Here is a 26,740-nt window from a genome sequence, read left to right as displayed (position 1 = left end):
GTTCATGATGGGCCGGCCGGGCGGCACGGCCTCCCGATCGAGCCCGCGACCAGGGCGGATTGATGATTTTTATCAGCGATTTGGGGGAAATTTAGCCCTTGAGCCCCCGCCCGGCTTGCAAAACGCCGCCGACCCCGCCAAGAGAGGGCCGCCGGAGAGATGGCCGAGTGGCTTAAGGCGCACGCTTGGAAAGCGTGTGTGCGGGAAACCGTACCGTGGGTTCGAATCCCACTCTCTCCGCCATCCCAGCGTTCGCATCTGTTCGCAGTCGTCCGCCAACCTCCTGAAAAATCGCCGCAATTTTGGAGTTTGATGCCCTCAAGCGTCCGCGCGGGTTCGCCCCAAAACGTGGGTATACGCGTGAAGGATGTGGGTAGCATCGTGGGTAAGGCTGCGAGGCAAAGATGGCGCATCTGGTGGGCCGCCTGACGGCACTGAAGGTGGTCAAGGTCAAGAAGCCCGGCATGTACGCCGATGGCGCCGGCCTCTATCTGCAGGTCACGGGCGACGGCCAAAGCACCCCTGCCAAGTCCTGGATCTTCCGCTTCACCGTTCGCGGCCGCTCCCGCGAAATGGGCCTCGGTTCCTTTTCGATCTTTGGGCTGGCCGAAGCCCGCGCGAAAGCAGCCGAATATCGCCGGCAGGTGTACGAAGGGATCGATCCGATCGAGGCGCGCCGAACGCAGCGCGCCCAGGCTGCTCTTGAGGCCGCCGCCGCGCTGACCTTCAAGGAGTGCACCAAGCAGTATCTCGCCGCTCACAGCGCCGGCTGGAGAAATGCCAAGCACGCGGCACAATGGAGCTCGACGCTGAAAACCTATGCCGAGCCGGTGATTGGTTCGCTCTCGGTCCACGCCATCGACACCACGCTAGTCATGAAGATCATCGAGCCACTATGGTCGAAGAAGCCGGAAACAGCGTCGCGGCTACGCGGCCGGATTGAAGCCGTGCTGGATTGGGCAACAGTGCGCGGCTTTCGCAAAGGGGAAAATCCAGCTCGGTGGCGCGGTCATCTAGACAAGCTGCTGCCGGCACGTGCCAAAGTGCGCAAAGTCAAGCACCACGCGGCCTTGCCATACGATGAGCTACCCGCATTCATGAGCGGCTTACGTGCGCAAGAAGGTGTCGCGGCGCGTGCGCTCGAGTTCCTGATCCTCACGGCTGCCCGTACTGGTGAGGTGATCGGAGCGCGACCGGACGAAATAAAGGACAAGGTCTGGACGGTGCCGGCGGGGCGCATGAAAGCTTCCAAAGAGCACCGCGTTCCGTTGTCAGAATCTGCGTTTGCCGTTGTCGAGACTCTTCGCAATGGGCAGGGCGGCTCCCACCTGTTTCCGGGTAGCAAGCGCGACAAGCCGCTCAGCAATATGGCCATGCTGGCACTGCTGGACCGCATGGGACGATCGGATCTCACGGCGCACGGCTTTCGCTCGACGTTCCGAGATTGGGCCGCCGAGTGCACGAACTACTCGAATGAAGTGGTCGAGATGGCACTCGCGCACACGATCAGTAGCAAGGTCGAGGCCGCTTACCGGCGAGGCGATCTATTCGATAAGCGCAGAGCGTTGATGTCTGATTGGGCAACATTTTGTGCGTCAAGCGCAGGCGCGGATCAAAAAATCGTCTCCATCCGTGCATGAACTGCCCAATTGCCTGTTTAGCTGTGCAGCCTTCGCACTCGGCGGCCCACCCCTGGTGGCCTAGACTAGCAGGGCGGATCTCCAGCTGAGTGGTCCGATGCACGAGGGAATTTCTGCCCGGCGCCTTTACGCGCGACGCGTTGAAGCTCGCGGACAAGGAGCCTGAACAAGCTCCAGGTTTGAGGATCCAGCAGCCGCCCCGATCGTATTCGTCAGCGTGGGATCATGCTTTATAGTACTTGCCGAGGTGCGCAGATGACCAGCTACCGATCGCCTTTGATTGACCGACCGTGACGTTGGAATTCGCCGACCAGTAAAGCACCCTAGGCTCCGTGAGAAAATGGCAACCGCACGCCGGCAACATTGCAGATCGCATCGATCAGGAGCCGAACGGCTCGGGCATCCCATTCCATGTGCTCGATGGGCACATCCCAGTACTCTGACACTACGTAGGCTGCATGGCGGGCCTTTATGCCTAGACCTACGATCGTCTGCGCCGGTGCAGCCATGATAGCCCGCTCAATAGGCGCCAAGCGAGCCAGGATCGCTTCGACCTTCTGCGTTCGGCTGGCCTCGTCCGAGCAGACTTGCTCCGCATCTCGGGGCTCCCGATCATGAACGTGCGGCGACTCTAACGCGAAGATCTCTGAAAGTAGCGTGACGAAGGTCGTGTCCAACTGGACAAGGGTGAAATCGGGCTCAAGCTGTTGAGCTGGGTCTGTTTGATCCGCTGAAGGCTCGTTACGTAGGTTCAATTTCTTCGCTCTCAGAGAGGTCGTTGAATTCATCACCCGCTCCGCCGGTACGTTGCCTATTTGCCCTCGATACTGATTGGAGGAAGTTGCATTTTTCCCGTCAAGGTGTGCGTCGGAGCAGGCGCCGCAGCCACGCTGCGAGGGAAAGATCGGCACTTCCACTGAGAACACCGGAAAGGAAACCGGCTCTATCCCGTAGAATACCGAATTTATCGGTATCTGAAAAGTCGTTTTATGTCTCCGGCCCCCTTCGGGAGCCCGGGATGCCGAAAACGGTGACATCACCCCTGCAGAAAAAGCTTGCTGCCATGCTGGTCGAGCATAGGAAGGCTGCGGGGCTGAGACAGGTCGACCTTGCTGAAAAGATGGGTGTCTACCAGTCCTGGGTGACCCACATGGAATCTGGACAGCGTCGGATTGATGTCGTCGAGCTCATCGAGCTGGGCAAGATCCTGGGATTTGATCCGGTCGACGTGGTTAGGAAGCTGAGTCGCAAGTAGGCGTTGCGGTTTAAGCTACTCGCCTAATCGGAGACTCCGACAATCAAATGGCTCTCTAGAGGAACTCGCCCAACTACAGGAGGACTTCGCCCCCCAACTGGATTGCGGATCTCCCCCTCACCGGTCGGCGCAACGCGGTCATCCGGAACGACATCGTAGTTGTCGGCATGGATATTCCGGACGTTGGGCGGGAAGCCGTAGGCCACACTTCATGATAGGCATTGGACATCATCCTCCCATCCGCCCGCCGCCTGCGCCCGCAACGCGCTATTGCGTTGACCTCTACTGCTAACACACGGACGAAAAGTTCGACGGCCTCGTCAATTTGTGGAGCGATGAGTGGGCAGCTCGGCCCGGACGAGAAGCTGGGCTTCATAAGATCGCGAGGTATCGCGGCGGTCCTCCCATGGATACGATGCAGCCACTTTGTCCTCGCGCCCTTCCCTCCCAAGTCAATAGCGTCAGGATGCGGGTCGATCGCTGATGGCCAACAGGAGGTTAGCAACCGCTAAACCGTCAGGGTCTTCAAATTCCGCAGCACGACCGCCGCAGTTTCCTCGCTCGACAAGCCTCTTGCCGTCGCCAATTGTTTCACCGTCTGCCCAACATTACGCGGCCGGGCGGGCCCCTCTCCATGGGCCGTAAAAGGACCGTCGGTTTCGGTGAGGAGGCGGTCGATCGGCAGGGAGGAGACCAGCGCGCGCCCGCGATCCGTCTTCAGCATCTGGCTGTTGACCGAGAAGTAGCATCCGAGATCCACAGCTCGTCTGGCGTCGGCGGTCGACCCCGTGAACCAGTGGAAGACGAATTTCGCTCGGCCCTGCGGGATCTCTTCCTCGATCAAGTCCAGCACCTTGGGCGCCGCACGGACGCTGTGGATGGACAGGATCTTGCCGCCGGCCCGGGCACAACAACGCAGCACGTGGCGGAAGACTTCCGTCTGACGATCCATCGACGAGTAGTAGCGGGGACCGGCATCGAGTCCCACTTCGCCGATGTATCTCGTTTCGTCGAGAAGCCTCTCCCAGAGATCGATTTCTCTCCAGCGTTCACCCATCAACTGCGGATGCAGGCCCAGCGCGGCCCTGACGTATTTGGTCGATGAGGCCAACTTGTTGTTTCGTGGCCAGGCCTTCGGCGTCGTAGTAACGGCGAGCGTGAAGATTCCCAGCCGGTCGCTCTCGGCGACGAGCGCTTCGAAGTCGGGATATAGGTCGAGGTGGCAGTGGAAGTCGACGAGCCTCATGCCGTCATCTCGGCCTCGGCCGCCGGTGAAAACGTCTTTACGTCGCGCAGCAATTCGCCGACCTCCGCGATGCCCCGCGAATAAACCCCTGCGAGCGCGTCGAGGTGGGCGATGTCCTCGAGCAGGGGTCCCGGCTCGTGCACTATGACGCGGGCGAGATCGGGGCGCCCTGCCAGGCGCGCGACAGCGTATTGGAACGCTCGCACCTGCTTGCCTTCCGCCGTCTGCGTGCTCAACCGGTTCTGGTGGATGTCGATCCGATATCCTGTGGGATCGCTGCCTCGGCCCCATGCGTGCTCGAACGCAGCCTGGCGGATGATGCACGGGACACAGTGGCCGCAATGGGTATGCCGGCCCGCCGCCGACTTGACCCATCGGCCAGCCGCAGGGTGGGCGCATGAAAGGGACTCGCCGGCGAGCTCCCTCAACAGCTCCTGATTGAGGCAGTTTTCCATCATCTCGCCCTTTGTCTTGTCCCAGTACCGATTGACGATGACACCGTCGATTCCGACCTGCGACAGCAATTCGTTCCAGCGACGCAGATAGAAGGGGTGGGTCGTACGGGTACTTAACGACCCGAGTCTGACGGCATCGAGTGGGACGTTCAGGGCGATCAGGCCGTTCTCCGGGACTTCGAGGGAAAAGTGCCGCGCAAGACCCGATCCGACCATGGCGGCAAGAGCGATGAACAGGAAAGATCGGCCACGGGTGCTTTCTTCGCGACCTACCCCCGGGGAGACCTTGTCGGTGAAGGCCATTCCCAGGCGGACGCGCCTCGGTTCGCGATCGCCGTCCCGGTAAGCTGCGGCCAGGTCGAAGAACAGGTCTTTCTGGGGCTTGCTGATCGCTCCGTCACCTCCGTGGCTCACGAACAGGGGAAACGACCCTTGCTCAAGACGATCGATCGCGCCGATCAGGCTGTCCAACCCACCCGAGAAGAGGGCGACGCCGTCGAAGCCATGATCCTGCAGACCTGCGACTGGGCGTCGGATGAAATCGGCCATTCCTTCCGGCCGCGCCCTGAACGAGACCGCCCAGTGGTCTCCGGTCAGAAACCTGAGCATCTTTTCGAGCAGCGCACGCTGCCCGGTCCACAGTTCGGGATCGGACACCGGCACGCAGATGCCGAGCTCGCGCGTCCACGCATCCTGCGACGTCTGCACGCGGTTGATCCGCGTGTCGGCGGCATGCACCATCGCCGCGAGAACCAGGACGTCGACGCCGACTTCACTCGGATAGAGGCCAAGCCTCCCGAGGCTCCGGATGACGCCACCCATCCCGTATCCCAGTGTCCGGTTGCCGCTCAGGAGATCGACACGGAATTGAGCTTGCCAGCGACCTGCGAGATCCGGTGCGTGGTCAGTTGGTCCCATGTGACCGATCAAAGCGTAGGCCGTCATCACGCGATCTCCTCATGGGCTTCCGCCTCGAAGTCGTCATCCGCTCCGAGGTTCGGGCCCTCTTGATCCGGCCCCTCCAACAGGACGACCGAGCGTTCGTAGATGTCGTCGATGGCCGAGACGATGCGCTCGACAGGAAAATCCTCGCCGGCCTCGGTTATCGCGTCATTCACCTTGCCGCGGATGTAGTCGTTGATCTGCTGTTCGACGTTCTGGACGGATGCGACGTCGCGCGGAATCGCGACGACCTTGTTCCCGACTGCGTTGAGCAGTCGATTCTGGATCGCGTTGGTGATGAAGGACGCAAGAAACGAGACGGTGGTCTCGGGGGAGGGACGTTCGAGATCCGGCCGCGCTTCGCTGATTTCGGCCAATGCTTTGATGTAGGCCTCTCTGGCGAACGACTCGTCGAGTTCGCCGCCGGGTTCGCAGATGACGTCGACCAACGCAGCGTAGATGTCCCGGACCGGCAGTGCCGCCAACTGCGCGAAGCCGAGTCGGCGGACGGTTTCCTGGATGCCGGCAGTGCCGGCGGTGGAAAGGATCCGTCCCAAGCTTGCGGTGGCGCTGCGTTCCGCCGCCATGCGCTGCGTCGCCCGGCGCGCACCGCCGCTCGACTTGCCGACGAACGACCGGACCGAACGGCGCAGGTTGCGGTTGGTCCCACCCCCGCGGCCTTCGCCTCCGCCGCCCCCTCCGGATTTGGCGAACTTGAAAAAGTTGGTGCGGGCGCTCTGGAAGCGGTTCGGTACCGGCGCGTCGCCCTCGCCCGCGCCGCCGGGGTTTCCACCGCCGGGGGGCGCGGCGCCCGGATTGCCGCCGCCTGGGCTCGCGCCGCCGGGATTTCCGTTGCCGGGGTTGCCTGCAGCAGCTGCGCCGGGCGCACCGGGCGCGGGAGCGCCGGGGGGAGGGGGACCCAGTCCGGGCCCGCCGACCCAGTCAGGCACGAGCGGATTCCGATTGTTGCCGCCGTTGAAGGGGTTAGACGTTCCCATGGGCGCGGCCCCCTCGTGCCGGCCTCTTCGGCTCCAGTTCGGCCCTCAGCAGCGGGTTCTTGGTGGCTTTCCTCCACTTCTCGCGAAGGGCTTCGATACGGGCCTTCGGAACTGCTTCCGTCACGAAGGCATGTCCGGATGCCACCCACAGGCCGACGCGATCGGGCGGCAGGGCTTCGAGGATGTCAACGTACCGGCCCTGAAGGGAAGGGTGAGCCTCCACGACCACTGTGACGCCCGAAATCGCTGGTGGTCGCGCCTCGAAGTTCGACGTCTCGCGCACCTTCTTGCGCAGCGCATCGAATAGCAGGACCGCCTCCGGGAGATTGAGGCTCCTGACGTCGGCGAGTGCACCCCTGGCTGACATGTCGCCGCCGAGCAGCTTTTCCAGCAGCGCCGCGAGCTTGGACGGAAGGGGAGCGGCGGAGCCGAGGTAGTTTTTCCTGTCCTTGATCACGAAGAGGTACGGCTTGAGCGAGACCGCGCCGAGGTCCGGCTTGACCGCCGCCCAGCGCATGACGTCGGGGCGCGTCTTCCATTCGTCGATCACGGGGTTGCCAGCTTCGGTCGCTGCCCCTTCGTCCTTCGCAGCCGGAGGTTCGGTGCCGCCGGCGGCGATCTTTTCGATCAGCGCGATCTCAGGACATATGCCATCCTCCGAACTGGCGGCCGTCGTGGCGATGTGATCGAACACGGTCGGATGCAGGAACATCTCGGCCAGCATGACCTTCGCCAGACGGGGTTGCTCGATCGCGTTGCCGAAGCCGCGAGCTTCTGCGACCGCGAGCCTTAGAGCGAGCGCGTTCAGGAAGCGCTTGATCTGCCGCGGATTGCCCTTCGTGCCGGCCGCCAGCACGGGGCTTACGCGATCGGCCAGAGTCATGGCGTCGACGATCTCGTCGAACCGCTTTCCGACTGCGGTCTTTATCGCATCGTGATCGATCCCCTTGCCCTCCCACGGCTTGCCGAGGGCGGCCTTGCCGAGAGCCAGCAACTTTGCGAATTCGTCCGAGTCCTCGCCGAGTGCCCGGCCGAGCAGTAGAAGAGTGACGTAAATGCCAGTTTCGGTCTCGCCCAGCGCCGGAATACGGAATGGTACCTGCAGCAGCTTTTCGAGATACGACCGCGTGTAGTTCTGATTGGAATCGCGCGCGTTGTTCGGCGAGAGGTCGATCTCGGGAAGGTTCCTGAAGTGATCGCGGACCGCGATCTCGATCATGCCTTCGTCGGCTCCGACGATGAACGCCGTCTTGTCCCAGAGCACGAACAGCCTGATCGCCTCGAGCGTCTCGATCGCGGTGTGAGGCAAACAGCGGTCGAGATCGTCGATGAGGACGACAAGCCGCTTGATGCCGGCCTTCTTGATCAATTCCTTATAGGCCTCGCGGAATTCCCTTATCTCGGTCGGCACGCGTTTGCTGGCTGTCTCGTCGCTCTTTTCCTTCTTGAATTCCTCGATCCGCTTGATGGTCGCTTCGCGCGCGTCCTTGTCCGTCACCACCTTCTTAACATAGTCGACCGCGGAGCCGACGAGGTCGTCGAGGCCCACCATCGGGATGCCCGTGTAGGCCGTCAGCGCCAGCCCGCCCCCCTTCTTGGCGACCTTCAGCCAGTCGACGCTTTTCAGAATGCGCTTGACCTCTTCGGCCGCCTTGGTCGCGAGCGAGCGCTTCTCGATGAGGCCGTTCACGACGCCTTCGATCAGCGCGATCTTGGCATCCTCAAATCCCTGGAACTGCCAGCCGCTGAACTTCAGGCAGAGGACATCGCCCCCTTCGGGGAAGGCGGCCTCGACCATCTCCAGCACGCTAGATTTTCCGGCGCCCCAGTCGCCGTGGACGCCGATCGTCACCGCGGAATCGACCGTCTCGTCGATCAGCCGGACGATGGTTTTCGCGATCGCCTCGTTATTGAGGAGATCGACCTTGGTCTCCTGGTCGCTCAGATAGCCAAGCGGCGTGATTTTCCCGGTCGTCGTCACGAACACACTCCCAGCGGCGGTGCGGCGATGGCGCCATCGGGCTCTATCGCGGCCTTAATTGCTACGCAACCGACGCGGTAGTGCTGGCGGTTCCGGATGCATAAATTTTAGCACGACGCCCAAATGTAGTGGCTAGAAAATAACGTTGCCGCACATCTTGCGTCGGAACGGCGCAACCTTATGTAGATCGGTCGGGTTCGGCTCGAGGTTTTGGGGGCCGGAGTCGAGCGAAGTGCGAATCTGGGGGGCGGATGTGAAGCGTCTGGCGATCTTTCTGGACGGAACCTGGAATACGCTGAACAACAACACGAACGTATGGCGCCTGAAGTCGCTCACGGCGGAGACCGCCGATCAGCGCGTCTACTACAGCCAAGGCGTGGGTACGCAACGCGGTGAGTCCGCGCGGGGCGGCGTCACCGGCTGGGGCATCGATGACGAAATCATCGGAGCGTACACGTGGCTGATCCAGAACTTCGATGATGGCGACGAGATCTTCATCTTCGGGTTCAGCCGCGGCGCGTACACCGCGCGCAGCCTGTCGGGACTCATCTGCAAGTGCGGCGTCCTCAAGCTTGGCGCGCCGCTGTCGATCGAGCAACTCTACGCCCGGTATCGCATCTACAACGCGCCGACGATCAGATCGCTGTCGGCGAAGCCGTTGCCTCAGAACGCATCCATCGAGGAGCAGTGGCTCACCAAGTATTCGCGCCCGGCCAAGGTAAAGTTCGTGGGAGTCTGGGACACGGTCGGCTCCCTCGGGCTTCCCCTGGCAAGCGCCGCAGGCAAGGTCCGCAAATACCGATTTCTCGATACGCATCTGCGGCTCGACAACGAGTATGCATTTCACGCCCTCGCCCTGGACGAACACCGCAAGAACTTCGAGCCGACGTTCTGGACCAGGACCGATAAAATAGGTCACGAAGGGGCGGCCGAGCGGCGGATCGACAGCGTAGAGCAGCGCTGGTTCGTCGGAGCGCACGCGAACGTCGGAGGTGGATACGCGAGCGACCCGCTGGCGCAGCGACCCCTGATCTGGCTGATGGACAAGGCCGCTGGCCTCGGGCTCATCTTCCGCGACCGGGTCGCGATCGACGTCTCGCAGATCGCACCCCCCGTCACGGATTCCTATCGCGACTTTGCTTGGGGCCTCTACCGCTTCATCAGCCGACCCTTCTATCGGCCGGTCGGCTTGGCGCCGGAGAAGGGAACGCAGGCCACCACGTCGCGCATTAACGAGACCATCGATGGCTCGGTGTTCGAGCGCTGGCGCGCGGACGCGGCCTATCGTCCGCAGAACCTCGTCGCGTGGGCGAAAGGGAAGGGCGTCGATCCCGCCAACTTCACCAGCGCGGTCCGGGCGACCGACCCCAGCGTCGGCGTGCCTTGATGCTCGACATCCTGCGGATGGACATCTCGGAGGATCTGCTCCGCAAGATGGCGAAGGAGGAGCGCGCGCTCTTCCTCGCACTCGGCCACGCGTCGAACCAGGTGAACGCACTCTGGAAGCTGGTGATCGTCCTGACCAACGGCGACGCCGAAGATCCCGTAAAGCAACTGCTCGAAGGCGCGCAGACCCAAGTCTTCGTGCGGCTCACGATCGGAGCGATGTGGGAGGCTTGGCGCCTGGTGGAGGACCGATTCCTCAAGCGGCCGCTGGGCAAGGAATTTCTGCCGCTGTTGGACGGACCGGCTGCCGAGGCGCTGGACCGACTGAAAAAGCGCTTCGGCAAGGGGAGCGGCCTCTCGACGATCCGCAACAACTTCGCCTTCCACCATCCCGCGATCGACGATGTCGACGCGGCCTTCGAGAAGGCGGCCGGCGAGGCCGACGGCGAAGAGGCAGACTGGGCCGTCTACTTCAACACGGCGCTGCTCAACACTTTCTTCTTTGTCTCGGACTATGTGGTCGTCCACGGCATGGCGGATGCCCTGGGCGAGCCGGACGTCAACGAGGCCCACCGTAAGCTGCTTGGCGAGATGGCGCCGGTCGCGAACGACCTTTCTGAGTTCGCATTCGGATTCACCGCCGCGATCTTTAAGCGGCACGTCGGCTCCGAGCTGACTATGACGGTGGTGGCGAAGGTTTCTGACGCGCCGGATATCGAGGGCATCCGCTATCCGTTCTTCGTCGAGACGCCGGGCCTGCGTAACAACTGACATCGTGTTTGTCCGGGCTCAGTCCATGCCGTGCTGTTTTCGACCAGCAAGCCATTCGACGGCAGCTTCCTTCGGGGATGGGTTAAAAGCAGGCAACGCCGACCTCACCGCACATCATCGAATTCGCCTTTCGAAGGCCATCCGACTGGATCGGCAATCCACCTGTTGACTTCGGATTCATGCCAGCCGGACCCGTTGTTGCTGATTTTGAGCTGGGCCGGGAACGTGCCCTCGACGATCTTGCGGTAGATGGTAGACCGGGACAGCCCGGTCCTGGCAAGGACGGTTTTCAACCTGATGATGCGGTCTGGTTCGCGCATGGCCGTGGTGCCCTTCGCTGGTCGCTTCTGAGGTGTTGTGAGACCAAAGAGGCCAAACAGATGCAGGCGCACAATAGGAGTTCGCGCGTTGCCAAGCGTGGCGTAGAGTCGGCGGCAAACGGGACGGGTCAAATTCCAAGGCCTCGGCCTCTGCCGAGACCGATGCCATGGACGAAGGCCAAATCCTGGCCGAGCCGTCGGCCTGACTCGAAGCCGATGCCGAGATCGTTCTTGCGGCCGGCGAGGATGGATTCCAGTTGCGGGTCGCGTTCGAGGCTTTTCGCCATGTCGCCCATCGCTGAGCGCGTAGCCTTGTAGCCGGACAAGTCGCCCGCCTGATATAGGCGCTGGCTGGTCTGGTCGAGCTTCCGCCACCGCTCAACAAAGTTTTCGGCGCGACGGGCAGGATCGATGCGCAGTTCGGTCTCTAGCTGAAGCGCGCGGATAACGCCGCTGAGACGTCCGCCGGCAGCTTCCTGGGCGAGCTCCGGGTTCTTCCTATAGGCGGCTTCAGCGTCGTGCGAGCCAAATGGGCGCACCTTCTCGAAAGCTTGACGCGCCTTTTGCAACTCTTTCACCTGTTCGCTACTCGCTCGGCCGCTCGTCTCCCGCGCCGCGAAGATCGCATCCACCGCGCGGGCATGGCGCACCAGCGCCCGGGTCCGGACGCGACGTGCGTCCGCTTCGGGATCTGGCGCCACGTTCCTTGCCGGGACTATGGCTCCGCGCCGGTCGGCTGCGGGATCGCTGCTTTCCGTTTCCGGCGTTGCCCGTTCGGGTCTCTGTCCGATATGCAGTCCGGCCACATCAGCCGAAGGGCGCAGGCCGTCGAAGATGTCACGCAGCTTCTCGGGCATGATCTTGCGCACGATCTCGCTCACGCGATCGCGGAAGGTGATCCCGCGCCGCTCGGCGTAGCTCTGGAGCGGATCGGCGCGCTCGTAATCCGAGGCCATGTCTTTGGCGCGGTCGCGCGACAGGGCGCGGGTGAGCCGGTCTGCATTGGCAAAATCATCGCGACTATAATGCAGGTCCACCTCGTCGCGATGCCGCGACAGGGCGACATAGCTGCTGTGGGCGTCCATGCCGGGCGTCGCCAGGACATGGACGCGGTCGACCGTCATGCCCTGCGCCTTATGGATCGTCGCCGCATAGCCATGGTCGAGCCGATTGTAATCCTTGAGGTTGAAGCGCACGGATCGGCCATCGTCGGTCTGCACGGCTATGGACTGGGCGCTGACCTGCTCGATGGTCCCGAGCGTGCCGTTCTTGACGCCAAGGCCGCGCTCGTTCTGCAGGAACATCACCCGATCCCCGCTGGCAAAGTTTCTCGCGCCGCGCTCGACCGTCACCTCCACCTCGTCGCCGAGATCGCCCGCTGCCCGCATCCGCTCGCGCGCTGCCTCGTTCAGGATGCGGACCTCGTCGTTCGTGTGGGTCAGGATGATACGGCTCCGATCCAGTGATGACTGCCGGTCGCGATCCCAGTGATCAATCAGATCGCCGCGCGCCTGCTCGCGACTCTCGGCCTCATGCACCATGCCGTGGGCGCGGTACGCCTCAAGCGCGTGGCCCACCTTGCCGGTCGCCAGATCACGCGTGGCGTCGCGTTGCCAGTCCTCCCTCTGACGGCGCACGTCACCGATCTCGGCGCCGCCGTTACGCTCATAAATCGACCGGAATGCCGCGCCGGCTTCGATGGCCTGCAACTGTTGCGGATCACCGACCAGCACCACCTTGGCTCCAGCCTCGGCGGCATAGGACAACACGCGCTCGAGCTGCCGCGTGCCGACCATCCCCGCCTCGTCGATCACAAGCACATCGCTCGATTTGAGCAGATCACGGCCCTGTCCCCAGCCGTGTTCCAGGCTGGCGATCGTGCGCGACGCAATGCCCGATCCGCTTTGAAGGTTTTCCGCGGCAATGCCGGACAGTGCCACGCCCCGGACCTCAAAGCCGGCTGCTTCCCAGGCCTCCCGCGCCACCCCCAGCATCGCGCTCTTTCCCGTCCCGGCATGGCCGACCACGACGCTGAGATCGCGTCCATCTGTGACGTGCGCCAGCGCCTCAGCCTGCTCGGACGACAGCATCAGGCCGCGCGCTTCCGCACCCGCCAAGGCGGCCTGGCGATCCGCGTCGCGCACCTGGTGGCGCTCCCGTTCTGCCATCAGCTCAGCGGCCCGGTGCAGGCGTTGTTCTGCCTCGATCATTCCGCGGGTTGTGAACCGATCGTCGCCGCGGGCGTCCTTGCCGAGTTCGACCAGATCGGGTGCTCCCTGCATCGCGCCCATGACCTGGTTGAACTGGTCCATCCCATCACTGTGCCGGTGCGCGAACTTCGCGATATCGCGGCGCGTGAAGGTCGATTGCTGCTGGGTGATGGCGTCCAGTCCAAGGGACGGATCGGCGATGATCCGCGCGCCATTGTTCCGCGCGATCTCGCGGTGCATCTCGGCGCGATCGGCCTCACCACCTTCGCCTGCGATGCCTCGAACCTCGATCCGTTTCGCCGCCGCGCCAATTTGAGTTTGCGGCTCCAGCGCAATGCCCTGGGCTTGCAGACTGCGATGGTCGATCCGCGCGTCGATGTCGAGCTCGGCCAGGCGCTCGTTGGCAAGCTCCGCCCAGCGTTCGCGCCAGCGCTCGACCATCTCCGTGCGGTTCCACTCTCGCACCTTCTGGCCAAAGCCGTTCTGATCGACCGAGCGCATCGTCAGCATGACATGGGCGTGCGGCTTGGGCAGGCCGTCCTCGGCCCTGTCCCAATGCACATTGAGGTCAGCGATCATGCCCAGGCCTACGAACTCGCCGCGAACAAAGTCGCGGGCAAGCTCGATGCCCTGCGCCTCACTCAGCTCGCGCGGAAGGGCGAACTCGATCTCCCGGGCCAACTGGGCGTCCTTGCGCACTTCGAATGATTCGACATCGTTCCAGAGCCGCTCGCGGTCGCTCCACGCCTCCGGCGCATTCTCCGGCAGCATCACCTCGGAATGGACGACGCCGCGCTTTCCAGAAAAATCCTGATCACGGCCGAGCCGCTCGTCGTGCAGCCGCGAGGCGGAGCGGTAGGCGGCCGATGCCACCGCGCTGCTCCCGGCCTTTCGGCCAATGATCTTGACGTGAAGATGATAGATTGCCATCGCGACCAGATCATCTACACGGCGAAGCGCACGTCGGAACGACGTATAAGCGCGCCCTCCCTCGAAAAAATCTCGGGGGGAACTAGCGCGTCCCAGGATGTCCTGACGACCTCACAGCATTTTGCCGATCGCCTAGCTATCATTTCGTCATCGAACTCATGGAGACGACCATGCGCAAGCCACGCGACTTTGATGCGGATCTGAAGGTACTCGAAGACAAGGCACGAGGCCTGAAAACCCGCAAGGTGCGCCAGTTGGGTGAACTGGTTATCGCAACGGGGGCAGACACGCTCACCGCTGAAGAACTTGCCGGCGCGCTGATCGTGCTGGCCGAGACAAAAGAGGCCGGAAGGAGGGAGGCATGGGCGAAGCGCGGCGCCGCTTTCTTTCAAAGCCGGGCGCGGCGAAATCTGCCAGCAGCTGACCGCATTAGGAACGGCTCTGGCGCGCAACCAAGTGGCGCGGAAGCGGCACCAAGCCGCAAGGGCACGGCATGACATGCGCACGTGGCAGGTCGAGCGTCGCAAGCGAACGCGGCATCTGATCGAACTGGGTGGTCTGATCGTCAAAGCCCGTATCGTGGAACTGTCCAGCGGTGATCGCGCAACCATCTACGGTGCGTTGCTCTGGATAGCTGACGAGCTCCAAAGCGCTCAAGGCGGGCACGCCCGCAAGCTATGGACCGCGAAAGGGAAGCAAGCGTTTGAGGCGGATCCGGCAACGCACGTCCTTATAGGTCGTACGGTTTCAACAGATCATCGTTGATGGACGACAATGGCCCCGCGAGAAGACCGCGCACACGAAGGAAGCGTGCAGCACGCGACCGGCGTTGAAAGCCGCGATCCGCCTAATGTGATTAGGCTCCGAACATTGCCCCAAAAGGTGCAGAGCGAACTCCCGGACTCCACGCCGATCTAAAATCGAAGGCCGGCTGATCGTATGGCGCCTCCTGCAAAGCCGCCGACCGTTTATCTCTCCCTGGCCTGTCAGTCGTCTTAACGATCGACAATCCCGAAGACAAATGGATCGCGCTTGCGCCAGCGGTCGATCAGAGAATCGCGGGCGCGCGCCTTCGTCGAAGGTAAAGGTAGAGCGGGGTCGGCGCGGGCTCGTGACAGATGAGGATGCGTAGCAAATGTCCTTCGGCGAGATCCGCCTCAACTTGCCAAAAACCGGGCGTTGAACATCGTGCGATAGGCGAAAGGCAAGACTCGCTGCTGTTGGCGGCCTAAGGACCGCGCTCTGCAGACGGCGCTTCGCCGTGGGCCGATTGATCGGAAGGCCGCGGCCCCCCCCCGGTATGCTATTGAGCGCCGCTCGAGGAAAGCCGATGGACCGGTCGGACAAATTTCGCGATCGATCGCAGCCGCCCGCGCGGTAATGATCGTCCGCCCAATGGGCTTGGTGGGAAGAAGCAAGCTCTGGTCAGCAGATTGGCGAGACGCGCATCGGCAAAGCTCTGTGCTCGCCTGTTGATCTCGGTCGCGCCGCAGCTCACGCTATCGGCTAGTAAGATCGGGCCAGATTCTCTCCGCGCCCCTCCGTCGAAGGAGGCATTGTGGGCGATGATGGTGACGGCCTCGCCGATTGGCGCGTACAGCTCAATGCTCTGCAAAGAGTTCATCTCGTTGATGATGCCGGTCGGAGTGATCACCCCGGGGGCACAGACGGTTGGCCTCGCCTCGAACGTCCCTTTTTGCAAAAATCGATCGAGCAATTCGAGGCAATTTGAAGTAGAGTGCGTGCACGTCTTCTCGCGTTTCCCGGAGGGCAAGGATGTTCGGGTGCAGGCGATCAAATCCGGATCCGTTGGTTCGGATCGTTCTGAAAAAGTATCATTTACATTTGCTGCAATGGCCACGTGAGGGCATCGAGCCCGGCCACATCATTATCGAAAAAACAGACGGCACGACCCTTTGCGTTCCGCCGGACTCAATTTTCGCGAGCGTCCCGCCGTCGACAGCAGTAAGACGTTCCAAAATGACGGACCTGGAGGAGCAATTTTCGGGCAAAGTCGAGGCGAAAGCAGCCGTCGGGTTGGTCGAGAAGCTTGCGGTCCTATTCGGGGTTACGGCTAGCAATCTCAAATCCGCTTATGAAGGCGCCTCGACCGTCAGAATGCGCATTGGTATGTCCGAGCGTCGTGAGTTCTCGCCAGCGGCCCTCAACGACTTCGTTTCGAAGGCTCGCCTTAAAGCGAGCTCCGCGGTCTTCTCCGAGTCCGACACGCTGTATTTGATCAACTCGGTCGCTGCGGCGCGTTCTATCGAGATCGTCGCTCTGGACGCGAAAGATGTGACGCTTCAATTGGAAGCGAACGCCGCCGGCATTGGCTCAGCCGACGGCAGTTTCAAGGCGGCCAAACACGGCGGTGCCGGCATAGCCTACGAAGGTGCGCGCGCGATCCCGTTCGGTGTGGAGCTTCTTAAGCTCGAAAACACAGCGAACGGCTGGAAGCTGGTCGGAGCAGAAAGGTACGTTCCCGTCCGGGGCGATGAGGATCGGTTTCCCGATGAAGCGTTCGCATTCATCGGCGACCCTGAATCCGGACCGGTCGAATTGAGTCTCGCGCCTCAGTAGGAGACGCGCTCTCGCTTGAGGTGACGATCGGCCACGACGAAATCGACGTACAGCTTGTGCGTCGATTTATCGCTCACCTTGCATTCGACTACCACCGAGCCGACATCGCCTTTTTCCTTGTGCCCCTGGCTAAACTTTACACTATCGAGATCCACGCCGCGGCCGCTGACTTGAACCTGCAGATCGTTCGCGTTTTCTATCCACTTCGGCATCTTCAAAGTGGCGCTCTGCCCATCTTCCGTAAGCGGAAGCTCTTTCGTCAGCCTGGCGAGTACCCTGACTTTGTCGCGGCTGATCTTTTCGGCGGTCACGAAAGTCGCGAAGTTGCACCTTCGTTCATCCAAGGCCATTGGCAGATCTTCCTTCACGCGCGCTAGAGTTTCCGCCTCGGAGATGTCTCCATAGCGGTGGGGGTACGTGAGGGCGCAGATGGTGACCGCAGCGTCCAGCGCCACGCTCCTGTTCACGGAGAACAATTGGGGAACGAGCTTTGAGACACCGTAATCGGCCACGGCGGGGTCTAGTGTTGTCCGTTTCAGTTTGGCCATGGCTGCAATCCGAAGGTTGTCGTCGTCCGCCTGGAGATCTCTCAAAAGTTGAACCTCAGCTCGGGATCTTGACGGCAAATCCTTTCCCTTCGTTTGCGGTGGCACCGGGGCGGCGGAGTGACGGACATCAATCTTACCCGGAAACTCGACGACGTCGCCCGCATTATTTATAGGCTGCCTCCGCTTCTGGGAGGGCACATGCGGCCGAATGACCTCAACTCTGCGTTCGGCCAGCACCGTCAGGATCCTGGCGATTTCGCGCCTAGTGGTCCGGATGTTGGAGGGGTTCTCCAGCTGTCCGGTAGCCTGCTGGAAGCGCAGATTGAACTGTTCGCGCTTGAGCTGTTGAAGGTATTCGGCGAGTTCGTCCTTCGATCTGGCTCGAATTTCAGCCGCCTTCATCGCGACACCGAATAACGTGACATAGGGTAAACTCTTTCTGGCCAACTGGTTTCAACGAAAATCGGGCGAAGGCTCCTTGCTGGGTGGCCAGACGTCGCTCAGCCTGTAATTGCCGAGTTCGATGGCGGCCTTGGCTCCGGGGGACGCGTCGCTCAGGTCATGAGAGAAGTCGCCGTACAACCCGTAGAATAATACCGAAGGATTGTGGTCCTGAGCCAGGATGAGCCGGCGCGTCTTGAGAAGTGCCTCGGCGATCTCGGTACTTTTGCGCGCAACCCGGTAAAACAGTGATGCAAAGCTGACCGCGAAATCGTCGCCGATCCGAGCTTCTGCGGCGACGACGGCCTTGGCGCCGTGCGACTGGAGCTTTTCGGCATAGCCTTCGGTGTGCTTAACGCCCACGGTTCCCCCTTCGCAGGCGTTCAGAAGAACAAACGGGTTGTTCAGAACGACGAGAGACTGCATGTCGTTGAAGTGATAAGGGAAGGCTTGGCTAACCCGCATGTGCGAAGTGCGGACATCCTTACTCGGATTGTCGATATGGCAGTCGAACTGGTAGATATTCCGTAGATCCTGCGTATCGGCGAAGAACTGCTCAAGAATCTGTATGTCGCCGGAGCCCGCGAGCGGGGGAAGAATCTTCATCCTTGTCGACGGTCCGATATGCGCGGCCGCTGCCCGGTTTGAAGCGTTCACCACGCTTGGCAGTCCGTCGTCTTCGATCAGTCCGACTTTCGGTGTGTTTCCAGCCTTCCCGGCGTCCCTTCGCGAATAATTGTACTCAACAGTCTCTCTGATAAGCGCGTGATTCCAACCGAGGAAGTCTCGATGCGTCGCGCTACGCAGGTCTTCGGCGAGACAGAGTGCTTCCCACGGAAAACACGCCGCCTCTTGGATCACGCGGATCGGAATCCCCGCGTGGGCGGCCAGAAGGCGGCGGAACTGTTCCCGCTTGAGGGCATCGGGCGCCATGGCTCGGAAGAGTCCCCAGCCTTGCCTCATCACCGTCCTCATGTGACGGTCTCTCTCGGGTGCGCTCAGTTTCGCGAAGTCCGCGCTTTTCCGGCACTCTGGTGGGATCGAATTGCGTACAGCGTCGGCCAGAGCATAGACCCTGTCGATCTGCTCCTGCGAGGTTATCTTGAGACTGCCGTTGGGGCCCGCGAAGACGACGAACCGGAAGTTACCCATCGACGGCACATCGGTGATGATGAGTTCGTGAAGCGCGCCGGATTCATCTTCCGCAGCCATTCAAATTCCTCGACGAAACGCGCGAAACGAAATCTTCGTGCTGATCAAGCGATGACCTTCTGCGACGAAGGAAACTTTGATGTCTACCGCTCCCGGCTTTTGGGGGATCACGGTGAAGAGCAATGGTCTTCCGACATGGCCACCGATTAGTGGTTCTTCAACCGTCGCATTGTTCGCCTCCAGCCAAGCCGACAGCGAGGCACCGGGCCGGCCGTACATGCCCGCGATGCCGAGGGTAGTTGCCAACTCCCCGTCGAGCACGGCGCGGATGCGGACCGGGACGCTGACAACGGGCTTTCGCTCGACCGCAGTGATTGAGGGACGCAGAGTGTCATTCTTCAGCCCCTCGACAAGCGGAGCCGCCACAACGGTGTCGGCCGCAAGATGTGCCACTATCTTTCTCCGCTCCGAAGAGATCATCGAACGGCCCTGCGCTCGCGGCTCATGGATGCGGATCGGCACGCCCACGGCATGTCTCGAAGCGAAGCCGATCCTGGGCGCGCCGGCGGATTTCTTTCTAAGTTTGGGGGTGCCGCTGTCGGGATACGCTAAGGGCAATTCGGGCTGTAGCTCTCGGAGCGCTAGGGCGAGGATGTGTCGCCGAGCATCAGCGATCGAGCGGGACGGCGTCTTAAGGTTGTCGCTTGCGAAGGCGTGGTAGGCTCGCTTGAGGAACGACAACGCCCGGTCGCTATCTTTGTCTTGACTGAGCGAGACCTCCGCAAGGGCACCACAGAATATGCCTTCGAGGGCACCATCAAGTTGCTCGAAGAAGGTTAGGCTTCGGGCGCAGAGCCGCGAAGTCGCAGTCGGATCCGTCTGATTGGCAAGTCGGTCCACAATCGTGCTGATCGGACTGGCGCCACGTTCGGCGCGTGAGAGCTGAGCGCCGCCGCGGAACGAGATGAACAGCATTTCTTGAGAACTGCCTTCCACCTGGCCGGTGGAGATCGCCTGCCGCACCCCGTCGATTTCGGTTTCGCTTAGAGCCGGACGATCGTAATTCACGCCGTAGGCGAACCGTTCAGATGCGATGTCGTAGACCAGCACGTCGTCGTTAGGCCCCACGAGGCGCTCGCCGGAGTTGGCGCAAACCATTCGCCCCTCCAACCTTAGTAGATCGGCCAACTTCAGAGGCCGTCCTTCGCCTGGCTGGATCGCAATTAGCCACACGCGATGGGCTGGTCTAAACGATGTATCGCGGCTATCCGCCGAGGTCATCGGTGCGAGACAAGCTTCCAAGATGGGCCGACCCCGGAATTTGACTGCGAGTCCGCGAATCGTGCCTGATCCGTTTCCTGGGCACAAGGTGTTGTGTTGGTTTGCCCCAGAAAATCGGAGCGGCAATCGGCCAGCGATACAACGGCCGCGACGCCGGCTATTGGACAACACTGTCAGGCGCGGACTAATGAAATCCGCGCGACGCGTGATTACCGTGCCCACGGCCCCACCCCGCCAATACACAAGCCCACCAAATATTGAACGTAAATCTCATCAAACGCAACCGTCAATTGAATAGGAGGGAGCCAAGGCGTTGCAGCGGCCGCTCCTTTAGTCGGCGCGCCGCGGATCGTAGCAAGAGGGGCAGGCAAGACCCGCCGCCGGGAAGCAGTCTGCGAACGCGGCGAATGATTGGATCGAAGGCGCCTCCGCACAAGGCAGTGAACTACAACCTCAAAGGCGTACATCGAGTGCCTCTGTGCTATGGTACCGTTAGCGAGTATAATTGTCTGACACGTCTTGTAATTGAAAAATGGATTGTGCAGAATTTTGCGGCGTCGTGATTGGGGCGAAACGTACTGAGTTTCTGCCGCCGGTCTGAAAGCCGCGTGGGTTCTTCGGGAGAAAGTTCGTAGCTGAAGCTGCCGCTGCGGACAGGTTGTCATTTGACGGCTCGAGCGACTGCTTTTGCCTCGGTCGCCGCTTTAGCTTTTCTATTCTTTCTGATCTCTCTGAATTCATTCCTGAAATATATTGAGCCGGTCCATGCGTAAAAGAAGCAAGCCAACCGATCCCTTTCCCGCCCTTGCAATCGCCGGTAGCCACGTTGTGCTACTGGGATGGGACTACCCAGCCGCCTCTATCCGGAAGGACAGAGTTCTGGGGTTCGCCATCGAACGAACTCGTCACTCGGACGGCGAAGTCATCTGGCTGCCGGGCATGAAGACGTTCCAAGCTGTCGAACCGAACCCGGCACCCGGGGTCCCCGTCACCTCCTACAAACATCCGCTGCAGACCTTCCAATGGTCGGACTATACCGTTGAGGAGGTCCACGAGTACACCTATCGCATTGTCCCGCGCTGCGGGACGCCGACGGCACTGACAGACGGGCCCGGCGTCTCGCTGAAGGTCAAAACCGAAGGCACGAAAATCGGCAAGCATGCCGTGTTCTTCAACCGCGGGGCCGTCGCGTCCCAGGAATATGCACGTCGCTTTCAGAACAGAACGCCCGACGAGGTCGGCCAGGCTGCATTCGACTGGCTTTCGCGCGGCCTGATCGAGGGGCTCGAAACCTATATCGAGCAGGCCGGAGATGGCGACGAACTCTACGGCGCGTTCTTCGAATTCAAGAACAAGGAGATCTATACTGCGCTTAAAGCGGCCAAGAAGCGCGGCGCGGCGGTGAAAATCCTCTACGACGGAAAAACGCAAGGCGACAAGAACCGGGAGGCGATGGAGGGGACCGGCGTTGGCAAGATGGTCAAGCCGCGCATCCATACCGGGCAGTTCGCACACAATAAGTTTCTGGTTCTCCGCAAAGACGAGACATCAGAGCAGGTTTGGACCGGCTCGACCAATCTCAGCGAGAACGGCATCTATGGCCATTCCAACAATGCCCATATCGTCCGCGACCGTGACGTCGCCGAGAAGTATTTCGAGTTCTGGACCTTGTTGGACAAGGACCTAACAAAAAAACCCACGGCGGAAGCCAACGACGAAGCGACGCCTGTGCCGGCGGATCCCTGGGACAAGGAGGTCACACCCGTGTTCTCGCCGCAGACCGAGCTTGCCGCGATGGACTGGTACGCGAAGATCGCCGGCAAGAGCGAGCGGGCCCTCTTCATGACCTTCGCTTTCGGTATGAACAGCCGCTTCGTCGAGGCCTATGATCGCAAGGACGATGTGCTGCGTTTTGCCCTCATGGAGAAGAAGGGCAACGGCAAGACGATGAAGCAGCAATCGGCCGAGATCGACCGTATTCGAAAGCTTCCCAATACCGTCGTTTCGGTGGGACTCAAGGTTGAGCTCAACAACTTCGATCGCTGGCTTGAGGAAATCGACAAGATCACGGACGAGCAGCACGTCCTCTACGTGCATACCAAGTATATGATCTCCGATCCTCTCGGCTCAAATCCGGTGATCATCGTGGGCTCAGCGAACTTCTCCGACGCCTCGGCAATCACCAACGACGAAAACATGCTGGTCATCCAAGGTAACGAAATACTGGCGGACATTTATCTGGGCGAATTCATGCGGCTCTTCTCTCACTATGCCTTCCGTGAATCGCTGTCGTTCAAGGACAATCAGTCGCCGGCCGCCGCCCTTTTACGAAAATATCTGATCGACAATCCGAATTGGATCGACGGCGAGCGGCCGAGCGCCAGCTATTTTGCGAAGGGAACGGATCGAACCCTCAGGCGGCTCTATTTCTCAGGCCAATAGGACGCCGAGCGGCCATCGCAAGCAGCGTGCCCAAGTCCGAGTATTTCTCTCGAAGGGAGACGTGTCATGCGGGTTCTTTCGCTTGCTACCATCATCTGGGCGGCGCTTTGCGGCCAAGCCGCCGCATGGGGTGACGAGGGACACAAGATCGTATGCGAGATTGCCTTTCGCCTCGCGCAGCCTGACACGCGTGCGGCTGTTCGAAAGCTGATCAAGTCGGGAACGGAGTTCGATACATTTGCAGACTCCTGCATCTTCCCCGACCACCCGCGCATTCACCCGCCGCGCCACTTTCTGAATTTGCCCCGCGACGGGAAGCCGCTAACCACGGATGATTGCGGCGGCGCCAGCGAATGCGTCGTGACGGCTATTCTCAACGATGCCGAGAACGTAGCCTCGAAGGCCTCGAAAACCGCCGACCGCCTGATCGCGCTCAAGTCCTTGGGCCACTGGGTGGGCGACGTCCATCAGCCACTGCATGTCTCGTTCGCGGATGATCGCGGCGGAAACAACATCGACGTCTCCGGCGCCTGTAGCCGAAATCTTCATTCCGCCTGGGACAATTGCCTTGTGGTGCACGCAGTCGGACCGGATGTGAAGCTTGCGGCAGACAAGCTCCTAGACGCCATCACGAACGAGCAAATCGCGGAGTGGAATGCGTCCGATCCTCACGACTGGGCGAATGAATCATTCGCCATCAGCGAGGCGGCCGAGACCGGCTATTGCACGTTCCATGGGAAATCCTGCTATCCACCTGATAGTGGCAGCGTGACTATCGATCCTGCCTATTTGGCAAAGAGCGACATCATCATCCGGGAGCGCTTGCAGAAGGCTGGCGTGCGCCTCGCGCACCTTCTCGATAGCATTTTTGCAGATTGATGCTGCCGATGGCTTTGGCAACACAGATATAGGTGAGCGATGGAATCAGGGCTGACGCTATGGGGCTTGTACATCCCGGTGGATGTCCTCCTCACTTCGATTGCGCTCTATGTGGTCGTCTCGATTGCGCTGATTATCGCTGTTCCTGCCTATGCGGTGCCCATTGACCGTAAGGTGGGCGATGACGGTAGGCGCCTTCCCATTCCGCCGGATGACCTCGGGAAGATCATCGAGATGCGATCCAAGGTCCGATCAGCGGTCGTACAGACGCTAGGGGGCCTCGCCGTCTTCGCGACCGTCATCACGAGCCTGCAGGGCATCCGCGGGACCGAAGACGCGTTCAACCAGAAAAAAGCCGAGCTATTTGCCTCAAATATCAAGCCGCTGCTGGCGACCGATGCGACGGCTGGCTCGGAGCCCGCGCGGGCCGAGGCGATCCATGTCCTGACCTTTGTCGCGCGAAGCGACCGATCCTACCATCGGGCCGTGTTCGATGCGTTATCGTCCTATGTCAAGACGGCGTCAGACAAGCTCTGCTCCGGCGAAAAGTACCGCCAACCGGGTTTCAAACTGGACGGATCTATTCAACTCGCGATGAGGGCCATCGGCGAGCGGAAAGCGCAGGACGATCCGACCGGAAAGCATTTTGACCTCGAACACGGCTGCTACGTCGGCCTCGACCTGCAAGACGAATGGGGCGTTGTCAAAGGTCTGGGCCATACGCGCATGTCGGCGTCGAAGATGCACCGTGCCAATTTCGTGAAGGCGGAAATGCAGGGGGTGGAATTCATCGGCATCGAGGCGGGCGATTGGCAGAACCCTGGCTGGTGCACGGCAATCGGCAACCGTCTGAACGAACCGGCCGAGGATGACACGCGGCCCGCGCGGTGTCGGGGCACGTGGAATGGAGACGAGCGACGGCATTACCTCACGCATTTCATCGATGCCAACCTCACGGACGCAAATTTCTCCTACGCCAACATCCAAGGTGCCGATTTCTCGGGTGCTACGCTCACCCGAGCAAAGTTCGACCACGCGACGATCTCGCGGGTTAGCTTCAAGGGGGTCACCGGACTAGATTTGGAGGAGTTGGCCAAAGCATGCGTTGGCGCGCCGGGGATGACAGCCGAACAGCTGGAATGCGAGCAACCATATTTCACCAAAGACATGCTGGCTGAGATGAAGAAGAGCACGCCGCTTGCCAAGGGCATCAAGCAATGCACGGAGCCAATTAACTATAAATATGAGCCGATTGCATGCCCTGGACCGCCTCAATAACAGGCGGCGGCATAACCGAGAAGTTAAGTGCAGTGAAGAAAGGTTGGTAAAGTAAGATATCGTAGCTTCTTAAGCTCGTTGGGGCTTACTGGCCGTACGGCCCGTAGCGACTCGATCAATTACTTCATAGTCGAAGCACTGCGTTACCTGGGCATGACAGCATACTTGTTAGGAATGAGACGTGGGCCGTTCTCGAGCGGCGGCTTGATGTCGAGCATCCGAGCACCGTTCTGGAAGTGGAAGACCCTACGAACGCGGTAGGTCGACGGATTGCGGGCAGCAACCTCATACCGGGTGCGCGACAGCCAGAATCGGGTTCGTGCATGCCCGTTCGTGAATTTGATCTCGAGGAGCCTCTCTTCGCCGTCGGTTTCGAAGGACCGAACGTCACAGCGCCGGTGGTCTTCAATGAGGCGCGCACGGTCTGGCTTTTGGCTTAGTTCGGCGGTTCGGGTTGGTGGGCCTGGCTGTAACTGGCTCAGTTATTCGGTCCGTGATCGATCGTCATTTCCGGTACAATCCGCCGTTCTGATGCGGGTGACACAACGGGTAGCCGGCCGCAAATACACCTAAGTTATTGAACAAAAATAGAAATTTTTTGTCCTGTACGAGCTCCCTTTCCGCCATCCCAGATCTCCCGCAAGACGGGCCCGGGGTCTTTTTCCGTGGAGGAAAAGAAGAAAGGTAGCGGCAGGTCTTTATATCTATTTTAGCTTGTACGCCCGATATGCCAAATTTGCTGCGTGACCGGTGAGTCGCAAAACCCAACCACTTTAACTGTCGTCGATATGCTTGAGACGAGCCCCTAAAGCCAAGCCGCCTTGTAACATTCAAGTTGGGACTTGTGCCTTTACAGCCATCTAGTTTCTAGTCTCAATAATCAGAATGATAAATAATCAATCAGATTCGGAGGAAGACGTCGAGATCACGCTTCGCGTGCTGAGCAGCGGACTTGTCGATCTTCATCTGAGTGTTCGTGCCGGCGAGATGGTCGACCCCTATTCGCTGCCACAGACCATGGGCGAAGGCATGCGGATGCTGTCGAGGCTCTGCATCAAGGCAGCCACCGAAGATCTCGGCGACAGCGTTCATTCGGTTTCCGACATCGCCCGACGTATGCCAGTTGGCGAGTGGGGAGTTCCCCAGTTCGCCCCTCCATTCCGCTTTGCTGAAGCCAAGCTACTTACCTCCGAACCCGTCGCTCCCACCGAGGAGTGCCGCGCGCTGGCGGCCAAAGGCAGTACGGACGGGATCCTGGAGGGTGTCCATCATCTTCAGTTGCGCGAGATCGTGCAGCGGGTCCGGAGCCAGAGCCGTCTTCAGATCTATTCCGTGCTGCGCGAGCGGATCGTCCGCAGGCCGGTGTACGAGCGTCGCGAACTATCCGGCTTCCTTGAAGACGAAGGCATCGTCGTCGCTGACGAGGTCATGCGTCAATGGTCTTCCGAGATCCCGCTCGGCGCGCTGCGGCGTGATGGCTCGTTCGCCATCTGCGCGAACTGTGGAGGTCTTCTTTATCCTCATCGCGACACGAACCGTTTTCCGAACGGCCGGTGCAGGATTGGGCCCTGCCGGGAGGAAGTGCCCTCATCTACAGCGCGAAAAATCGTCGAGGACGCCGCGGGCTGGCGCGTCTTCAAGGACGACATTCTGGCCTACTGGGTCGGGCCCGGCCTCGCCGAAATCCGGCTATACGATGAGCTCCGAAGAGGCGGCGTCGACGTGCAGCTATATCCGCGCGATGATGCCGCCGATGTCGGCCGCACGCACGAGCTCGGGATCGACGTGAAGAGCTACGCCTGCCCGCGGCTGCTCGGCGACACACTATCCGAACGCCTCGGGGGCCTGGCGACATTCGACGAACGGTACGTGGCCATTCCGGACGCCATTGTGAACCGCCGGCCAAGCTATCTCGAGGATCTGCGATATGCCTACCACGGCTCAATTAGCGTCGTGTTCGGAAAAGTCAGCGAAATCGCCGCAAGGATACTCGGATGAGGGTCGC

The 26,740-nt window shown here is 60.9% G+C and carries 22 protein-coding genes, 1 tRNA gene and 1 pseudogene; 13 read left to right on the top strand and 11 right to left on the bottom strand.

Going from position 1 to position 26,740, the window contains the following annotated elements:
- Positions 1–153: 153 nt before the first annotated feature.
- A tRNA-Ser gene (locus QW881_RS22200) sits at positions 154–243 on the top strand.
- A gap of 161 nt (positions 244–404) precedes the next feature.
- On the top strand, positions 405–1,640 hold the full coding sequence (locus QW881_RS22195) for a tyrosine-type recombinase/integrase (protein WP_316158710.1): 1,236 nt from the start codon (positions 405–407) through the stop codon (positions 1,638–1,640).
- 323 nt (positions 1,641–1,963) lie between these two features.
- On the opposite strand, the gene QW881_RS22190 is transcribed toward QW881_RS22195, so the two are convergent.
- The gene (locus QW881_RS22190; RefSeq protein ID WP_316158711.1) at positions 1,964–2,428 is read right to left on the bottom strand and encodes a hypothetical protein; all 465 of its coding nucleotides are present in this window, start codon (positions 2,426–2,428) and stop codon (positions 1,964–1,966) included.
- A 230-nt stretch (positions 2,429–2,658) separates the two neighbouring features.
- Here QW881_RS22190 and QW881_RS22185 point away from each other — a divergent pair, with 230 nt between their 5' ends.
- The gene (locus QW881_RS22185; RefSeq protein WP_172182118.1) at positions 2,659–2,895 is read left to right on the top strand and encodes a helix-turn-helix domain-containing protein; all 237 of its coding nucleotides are present in this window, start codon (positions 2,659–2,661) and stop codon (positions 2,893–2,895) included.
- A 508-nt stretch (positions 2,896–3,403) separates the two neighbouring features.
- Here QW881_RS22185 and qatD read toward each other — a convergent pair.
- Genes qatD through qatA form a run of 4 tightly spaced genes read right to left on the bottom strand, consistent with a single transcriptional unit; the run spans position 3,404 to position 8,517 of the window.
- The gene (gene qatD / locus QW881_RS22180; RefSeq protein ID WP_315730237.1) at positions 3,404–4,141 is read right to left on the bottom strand and encodes a Qat anti-phage system TatD family nuclease QatD; all 738 of its coding nucleotides are present in this window, start codon (positions 4,139–4,141) and stop codon (positions 3,404–3,406) included.
- Positions 4,138–5,541, bottom strand: coding sequence for a Qat anti-phage system QueC-like protein QatC (qatC, locus tag QW881_RS22175; RefSeq protein WP_315730236.1), 1,404 nt, complete (start codon positions 5,539–5,541; stop codon positions 4,138–4,140). The genes qatD and qatC overlap by 4 nt, the downstream gene beginning before the upstream one ends.
- Entirely contained in the window at positions 5,541–6,536 is a 996-nt protein-coding gene (gene qatB / locus QW881_RS22170) for a Qat anti-phage system associated protein QatB (protein WP_316158712.1), read from the bottom strand. The genes qatC and qatB overlap by 1 nt, the downstream gene beginning before the upstream one ends.
- Positions 6,523–8,517 (bottom strand): Qat anti-phage system ATPase QatA, encoded by a 1,995-nt coding sequence (gene qatA / locus QW881_RS22165; RefSeq protein ID WP_316158713.1) that lies wholly within the window; start codon positions 8,515–8,517, stop codon positions 6,523–6,525. The genes qatB and qatA overlap by 14 nt, the downstream gene beginning before the upstream one ends.
- A gap of 253 nt (positions 8,518–8,770) precedes the next feature.
- Here qatA and QW881_RS22160 point away from each other — a divergent pair, with 253 nt between their 5' ends.
- Together QW881_RS22160 and QW881_RS22155 are read left to right on the top strand one after the other, a co-directional pair.
- Positions 8,771–9,904, top strand: coding sequence for a DUF2235 domain-containing protein (locus QW881_RS22160; protein WP_315730233.1), 1,134 nt, complete (start codon positions 8,771–8,773; stop codon positions 9,902–9,904).
- Positions 9,904–10,674, top strand: a complete 771-nt coding sequence (locus QW881_RS22155) for a hypothetical protein (RefSeq protein WP_316158715.1) — start codon at positions 9,904–9,906, stop codon at positions 10,672–10,674. The genes QW881_RS22160 and QW881_RS22155 overlap by 1 nt, the downstream gene beginning before the upstream one ends.
- Positions 10,675–10,778: 104 nt before the next feature.
- On the opposite strand, the gene QW881_RS22150 is transcribed toward QW881_RS22155, so the two are convergent.
- Both QW881_RS22150 and traA read right to left on the bottom strand, forming a co-directional pair.
- Positions 10,779–10,994, bottom strand: coding sequence for an AlpA family transcriptional regulator (locus tag QW881_RS22150; RefSeq protein WP_315730231.1), 216 nt, complete (start codon positions 10,992–10,994; stop codon positions 10,779–10,781).
- A 128-nt stretch (positions 10,995–11,122) separates the two neighbouring features.
- Positions 11,123–14,134 (bottom strand): Ti-type conjugative transfer relaxase TraA, encoded by a 3,012-nt coding sequence (gene traA, locus QW881_RS22145; RefSeq protein WP_316158716.1) that lies wholly within the window; start codon positions 14,132–14,134, stop codon positions 11,123–11,125.
- A 170-nt stretch (positions 14,135–14,304) separates the two neighbouring features.
- On the opposite strand from traA, the gene QW881_RS22140 reads away from it, so the two are divergent.
- The 4 genes from QW881_RS22140 to QW881_RS22125 all read left to right on the top strand — a co-directional run bounded on the left by QW881_RS22140 (position 14,305) and on the right by QW881_RS22125 (position 16,714).
- A complete protein-coding gene (locus QW881_RS22140) occupies positions 14,305–14,631 on the top strand; it encodes a conjugal transfer protein TraD (protein ID WP_316158717.1) in 327 nt (108 codons plus the stop codon).
- A gap of 1 nt (position 14,632) precedes the next feature.
- Complete coding sequence (locus QW881_RS22135) at positions 14,633–14,899, top strand: conjugal transfer protein TraD (protein ID WP_316158718.1); 267 nt, start codon at positions 14,633–14,635, stop codon at positions 14,897–14,899.
- A gap of 800 nt (positions 14,900–15,699) precedes the next feature.
- Positions 15,700–15,999 carry a hypothetical protein gene (locus tag QW881_RS22130; protein WP_316158719.1) on the top strand — a complete coding sequence of 100 codons (300 nt, stop codon included), beginning with the start codon at positions 15,700–15,702 and terminating at the stop codon, positions 15,997–15,999.
- Between the two features lie 115 nt (positions 16,000–16,114).
- Complete coding sequence (locus tag QW881_RS22125) at positions 16,115–16,714, top strand: hypothetical protein (protein ID WP_316158721.1); 600 nt, start codon at positions 16,115–16,117, stop codon at positions 16,712–16,714.
- 767 nt (positions 16,715–17,481) lie between these two features.
- On the opposite strand, the pseudogene rpmC reads toward QW881_RS22125, so the two are convergent.
- The 3 genes and pseudogenes from rpmC to QW881_RS22110 all read right to left on the bottom strand — a co-directional run.
- Positions 17,482–17,664, bottom strand: a pseudogene (rpmC, locus tag QW881_RS22120) (50S ribosomal protein L29); the annotation flags it as partial.
- A 51-nt stretch (positions 17,665–17,715) separates the two neighbouring features.
- Entirely contained in the window at positions 17,716–18,915 is a 1,200-nt protein-coding gene (locus QW881_RS22115; RefSeq protein ID WP_316158722.1) for a CHAT domain-containing protein, read from the bottom strand.
- Positions 18,916–20,013: a hypothetical protein gene (locus tag QW881_RS22110; protein ID WP_316158723.1), complete on the bottom strand. Its 1,098-nt coding sequence runs from the start codon at positions 20,011–20,013 to the stop codon at positions 18,916–18,918.
- An 888-nt stretch (positions 20,014–20,901) separates the two neighbouring features.
- Here QW881_RS22110 and QW881_RS22105 point away from each other — a divergent pair.
- The 3 genes from QW881_RS22105 (at position 20,902) to QW881_RS22095 (ending at position 24,735) form a co-directional block, all read left to right on the top strand.
- The gene (locus QW881_RS22105) at positions 20,902–22,578 is read left to right on the top strand and encodes a phospholipase D-like domain-containing protein (protein WP_316158724.1); all 1,677 of its coding nucleotides are present in this window, start codon (positions 20,902–20,904) and stop codon (positions 22,576–22,578) included.
- Positions 22,579–22,644: 66 nt separating this feature from the next.
- Positions 22,645–23,457 (top strand): S1/P1 nuclease, encoded by an 813-nt coding sequence (locus tag QW881_RS22100; protein ID WP_316158725.1) that lies wholly within the window; start codon positions 22,645–22,647, stop codon positions 23,455–23,457.
- A gap of 39 nt (positions 23,458–23,496) precedes the next feature.
- Positions 23,497–24,735 carry a pentapeptide repeat-containing protein gene (locus tag QW881_RS22095; protein WP_316158726.1) on the top strand — a complete coding sequence of 413 codons (1,239 nt, stop codon included), beginning with the start codon at positions 23,497–23,499 and terminating at the stop codon, positions 24,733–24,735.
- 143 nt (positions 24,736–24,878) lie between these two features.
- On the opposite strand, the gene QW881_RS22090 is transcribed toward QW881_RS22095, so the two are convergent.
- A complete protein-coding gene (locus tag QW881_RS22090) occupies positions 24,879–25,145 on the bottom strand; it encodes a protein NO VEIN domain-containing protein (RefSeq protein WP_316172855.1) in 267 nt (88 codons plus the stop codon).
- A gap of 475 nt (positions 25,146–25,620) precedes the next feature.
- Here QW881_RS22090 and QW881_RS22085 point away from each other — a divergent pair, with 475 nt between their 5' ends.
- Complete coding sequence (locus tag QW881_RS22085) at positions 25,621–26,733, top strand: hypothetical protein (RefSeq protein WP_316158727.1); 1,113 nt, start codon at positions 25,621–25,623, stop codon at positions 26,731–26,733.
- Positions 26,734–26,740 lie beyond the last annotated feature (7 nt).

The sequence above is a fragment of the Bradyrhizobium sp. SZCCHNS3016 genome (assembly GCF_032484535.1).
In the GTDB taxonomy this organism is placed as follows: domain Bacteria; phylum Pseudomonadota; class Alphaproteobacteria; order Rhizobiales; family Xanthobacteraceae; genus Bradyrhizobium.
Note: the sequence above shows the minus strand (reverse complement) of the source record. Positions and strands in the feature narration are given on the sequence as shown.

Bases quoted from the DNA above. Each gene is read 5' to 3' on its own strand.
- QW881_RS22195 (WP_316158710.1), top strand. From the start codon at position 405: ATGGCGCATCTGGTGGGCCGCCTGACGGCACTGAAGGTGGTCAAGGTC.
- QW881_RS22190 (WP_316158711.1), bottom strand. From the start codon at position 2,428: ATGAATTCAACGACCTCTCTGAGAGCGAAGAAATTGAACCTACGTAAC.
- QW881_RS22185 (WP_172182118.1), top strand. From the start codon at position 2,659: ATGCCGAAAACGGTGACATCACCCCTGCAGAAAAAGCTTGCTGCCATG.
- qatD (WP_315730237.1), bottom strand. From the start codon at position 4,141: ATGAGGCTCGTCGACTTCCACTGCCACCTCGACCTATATCCCGACTTC.
- qatC (WP_315730236.1), bottom strand. From the start codon at position 5,541: ATGACGGCCTACGCTTTGATCGGTCACATGGGACCAACTGACCACGCA.
- qatB (WP_316158712.1), bottom strand. From the start codon at position 6,536: ATGGGAACGTCTAACCCCTTCAACGGCGGCAACAATCGGAATCCGCTC.
- QW881_RS22155 (WP_316158715.1), top strand. From the start codon at position 9,904: ATGCTCGACATCCTGCGGATGGACATCTCGGAGGATCTGCTCCGCAAG.
- QW881_RS22150 (WP_315730231.1), bottom strand. From the start codon at position 10,994: ATGCGCGAACCAGACCGCATCATCAGGTTGAAAACCGTCCTTGCCAGG.
- traA (WP_316158716.1), bottom strand. From the start codon at position 14,134: ATGGCAATCTATCATCTTCACGTCAAGATCATTGGCCGAAAGGCCGGG.
- QW881_RS22140 (WP_316158717.1), top strand. From the start codon at position 14,305: ATGCGCAAGCCACGCGACTTTGATGCGGATCTGAAGGTACTCGAAGAC.
- QW881_RS22135 (WP_316158718.1), top strand. From the start codon at position 14,633: ATGCGCACGTGGCAGGTCGAGCGTCGCAAGCGAACGCGGCATCTGATC.
- QW881_RS22130 (WP_316158719.1), top strand. From the start codon at position 15,700: ATGATGGTGACGGCCTCGCCGATTGGCGCGTACAGCTCAATGCTCTGC.
- QW881_RS22125 (WP_316158721.1), top strand. From the start codon at position 16,115: ATGACGGACCTGGAGGAGCAATTTTCGGGCAAAGTCGAGGCGAAAGCA.
- QW881_RS22115 (WP_316158722.1), bottom strand. From the start codon at position 18,915: ATGGCTGCGGAAGATGAATCCGGCGCGCTTCACGAACTCATCATCACC.
- QW881_RS22110 (WP_316158723.1), bottom strand. From the start codon at position 20,013: ATGGTTTGCGCCAACTCCGGCGAGCGCCTCGTGGGGCCTAACGACGAC.
- QW881_RS22105 (WP_316158724.1), top strand. From the start codon at position 20,902: ATGCGTAAAAGAAGCAAGCCAACCGATCCCTTTCCCGCCCTTGCAATC.
- QW881_RS22100 (WP_316158725.1), top strand. From the start codon at position 22,645: ATGCGGGTTCTTTCGCTTGCTACCATCATCTGGGCGGCGCTTTGCGGC.
- QW881_RS22095 (WP_316158726.1), top strand. From the start codon at position 23,497: ATGGAATCAGGGCTGACGCTATGGGGCTTGTACATCCCGGTGGATGTC.
- QW881_RS22085 (WP_316158727.1), top strand. From the start codon at position 25,621: ATGATAAATAATCAATCAGATTCGGAGGAAGACGTCGAGATCACGCTT.